Below are 3,784 nucleotides of genomic sequence, written 5' to 3'. Positions count from 1 at the left end.
GTCAAGCTAACTTCTAAAAGCCGAAACGCCCTATTTTTCGTTCTCACTCTTCCTTGTCTACTGGTCTACCTGTCTTCCTTGTCTTACCTCAACCCCAATCTTAAAAAACCTACCCTTATGAGGCTGGGGGAGCTGGGGGAGATGGGGGAGATGGGGGAGATGGGGGAGATGGGGGAGATGGGGGAGATGGGGGAGATGGGGAAGTTAACTCAAAACTCTACCTTACCTAAGTAGGTTGGTGGAAATAAACTTAACTAGATTAAGTTATGTAAACAAGCCTCAAACCCTTACTGTTCCCTGTTCCCCGTTCCCTGTTCCCTAATCTCCACCGCTAACTTTAATTGTGTCCACCTACTTATTACCTATTGCCTATTGCCTATTACCTATTACCTATTACCTAGCGCGTAGCGCTATAACCAATTGCCAACCAAAATAAAAGGTGCCCAGTAGTAGGGATGCTGGTATTGATTTTGCCGGAGTAGAAATAACTGAGCTTGTCGTAAGGCTTCAGCCCGATTAATATCAGGTTTAGTTAAATTATTATACAGTTGAATCATCGCTTGAGCCGTGGATTGATCTTTCACAGACCATAATGTACCAATAGTACTGCGGGTTCCCGATCGCACGGCTAATCCTGCTAATCCTAACGCCGCTCGTTGATCGCCATTTGCGGTTTGACACGCACTGAGAACCAGGAGTTCAATCGGGGGAAAATTGTCTTGGTTTCTACCTTGGAGGAGTTGAGATAGGGTATTGGCATTAAACCGTTTATCCCAAGTGAGAATAAAGGTATCTTCCGGATTAGAACTAAATTGACCATGGGTAGCCAGGTGAACCACACTCACCGGAAGTGTGTTAATTTTTTTCTCTAAGGCGGTGCTGGTAAAGGCTTGATTTAACAGAACATTGGATGGAATATTCGTACTAACTTGTTCAATTTCATCTTCCACAGCCGGTAACGCCGAAAATCCTAGACGGGGTTCACTTAATCCGCCAGTCAGGGAACGTAGTTGCAATTGGGTGAGCGATCGCGGTTCGAGTAATTGTAACCCTGGTGTTAAGGCAATACTATACTTCTCAATTAAATACTGTTGACCATCATGAAGTGCCGCCATTGGTACATTCCGCAACACACCATCGAGAACAAACACTAAAGTTTTAATATCTTGTTGAGCTAACTGAGTTTCTATTGGTCGAATCAACCAGTCATAAATGGTTTGAGAAATAGCCAGCCGTTTGCGGTTTGAGTAGGCGATATTCATCGACTGTCGCAGTTGATTTACTGTCTCTTCGATTTCCGCTTGGGATAACTCGGTGCTGTAAGTTTCTAAGGGTTGTCCAGGTAAGGAAAGAATCACCGCAATCCGGTCAGGTAAAATAATCGGATAAATCACCGCCGTTTGGGTATCGCTGTCCTCAATCACCGAATCAATTTGCTCGGCTTTAGCATTTAAGCAGGAGGCGCGAAAGTAGTTCTCCAATTCGGCTAACTGGAGGGATTCAATCACATTACGCGCCTGCTTGAGATTATCGGGTGAGGGACGTTCTAACAAGAGACGGACTAAATTCCGATAGATGGGTTCAATTTGTTCTTGAAACGAAAACTGCACATCGGGGTTCATCGCCACTAAATCTCCCCGAATCGATTGCAGCAGCTCAAAGGCGTCTTGATTCGCAGTAATCGCGGTGTTTAGGTCTCCATTTTGCTGATAAAGTTGGGTCAATTGCCATTGCCATTGATAGGAAATATCTCTGGCGTTAATGGTTTGGGAAAAGAATAGGGCTTGTTGAATTAAACGTTGAGCTTCTAACCCTTGTTGGTTGGTTTTATAGAGTTTTCCTAGGGTTCCTAGAGCTAAGGATTCAGCGCGGATGTCATTTAATGCTTTAGCTTGAGCAATGGTTTTCGCGAGGAGTTGAGCGATGTCTTCTGATGTGATAGATTCTGGAGAATATCCCGCTGGATTGTCTAGGAGTTCGATTAAACTTTCTGCCCAATTCACCTGAGCATAAATAGCATATCGACTGGGAGATAATTGGGAGAGATTGTGCTGAATTGGGGTAAATAAATCTTGGGCTTGATTAAACTGCTGTTGACTAATCAGTAACTTAAATTGGTTGAGTTGGGCTTCGAGTTGGTTTAAGGGATTGGTTGCCGTTTTTGCCGCTTTATGGTAATAATTTATCGCGGCATCCCGATCGCCTAACACTCGTGCCGTATTTCCCAGATTCAAGAAAGCGGCGCTGATATCAGCAGGGGAATTGAGGGATTGGGCGATCGCTAAACTTTGCTTGAGGACGTTTTCAGCCTCGTCTAATTCCCCAATCGCTTGCCAAACCATCCCCAGGCTGCGTAATCCGGTGGCTTTGATCAGCGAATCCGGCTGTCGTGTTAGCGCTTGCTGTACCCGTTCTAAGACTTGTTGCGATCGCCGAAACATCCCCAAGCTTTGCAAGGCTTGCGCCTGATTGATTTGACACCCTAAAACACCGATAGAATCATCGGCTTGGGAGTAGGCTGTCTCGGCGGCTTTCCAGGTTTGCAACGCCGCTTCCGATTGTCCGGTTGCCAATTGCAGACTGCCTTTGGTATTTAATACTTGTGCCAAGAGTGCAGGATCGGTGGGAGTAGTTAGGAGGTTCAGACTTTCCTCAATCGCCGCCTTTGCCTGTTCCCATTGTCCCAGATGTTGATAGGCAAGGGACAGATAATTTAAACTGATTGCCTGGTTAGTGCGATCGCCTGCTTGTTGGTACATCTGTTCCGCCGCTTGCCACACCAGCACTGCATCAGCGAAGCGTCCCCGATCATAGTCAATTTTACCTTGACTGAATCGGCTGACTGGATCAAGAGATTCAGCCAGATGAGACTCCTGTTGTATGATATCCGGCTGAGGGAGAATCGAGGCATTTCCCAGGGCGACAGGAGAGGCGATTACCGCCACAACGGTTAACCAGACTAATCCTAAAAATAGTAGTCGTTTCCTAGCACGTCTTCCCAACCATCCCATAGATCCCATCCTGAATTTAAGCGCCTATGATATCATTCCTGCCTCTAGCAATAGCTGATCGCATATTACTATGGGGCTATAACTTTGAGATTATCAAAGACTTAGGGTCTGGACTCAACTACAAAAAACGAGGACTACAGAAGCTACTAAGGTTTATTATCTGTGAGCAGATAGACCGACTGGTAATTACCAACAAGGACAGGCTACTGAGGTTCGGATTGGAACTCATATTCAGTCTGTGCGAATACTCTGGAGTAGAGATAGTAGTCCTGAACCGAAAGGAGGATTCTAGTTATGAAGAGGATCTGGCGGCTGACGAAAAGAGAGATTATCACGGTATTCTCAGCTAGACTGTATGGCTCACGTTCAAGGCGCAATCAGAAGATTCTAGAAAGGTTGATCGAGGTAGTTGACGTTCCCGATAAATCTCAGTAAAATGCAGAAATCCTAGATTCATTACTCTCAATGCCCCAAGCCGAATCCCGCACTTATGTCACTACAACAACGAACCGTTGGGCGGTTGCGTTTTTGAATGATGCGGCGACACTCGGCTACGATGCTAAGATTGATTGCTTGAAGCTGCTCTTGGAGCAAAACCCTCCGAGTAAGTCAAAGCTGAGTAAGTCAAAGCTGAGTAAGTCAAAGTTGAACACTCAGCTACAGCAGAATCATGACATCAACAAGCGACAGGCAAACAGCATCATTGCTTATGTTGAAGGTGCAGTTAAGTCGGCGAATGAATGTCGTAGCAATCACTTGGAATTACTGCAAGG

At 45.6% G+C, this 3,784-nt stretch carries 2 protein-coding genes and 1 pseudogene; 2 read left to right on the top strand and 1 reads right to left on the bottom strand.

All coding sequences use genetic code 11. The features are described 5' to 3' along the window. Nucleotides 1-410: 410 nt before the first annotated feature. Nucleotides 411-3,011, bottom strand: a complete 2,601-nt coding sequence (locus tag RIE73_RS28375) for a CHAT domain-containing protein (protein WP_446404357.1) — start codon at nucleotides 3,009-3,011, stop codon at nucleotides 411-413. Between the two features lie 74 nt (nucleotides 3,012-3,085). Between RIE73_RS28375 and RIE73_RS28370 the strand changes: the two are divergent. Continuing rightward, nucleotides 3,086-3,446 (top strand): annotated as a pseudogene (locus tag RIE73_RS28370) (IS607 family transposase); the annotation flags it as partial. A gap of 30 nt (nucleotides 3,447-3,476) precedes the next feature. Then, nucleotides 3,477-3,784 (top strand): hypothetical protein (locus tag RIE73_RS28365; RefSeq protein ID WP_446404356.1); only part of this gene is annotated, 308 nt, incomplete at its 3' end.

It is taken from the genome of Coleofasciculus sp. C1-SOL-03, from assembly GCF_040220555.1.
Classification (GTDB): Bacteria; Cyanobacteriota; Cyanobacteriia; order Cyanobacteriales; family Coleofasciculaceae; genus Coleofasciculus.
The sequence above is the reverse complement of the archived record's forward strand: the minus strand, read 5'-3'. Positions and strand labels throughout refer to the sequence as shown.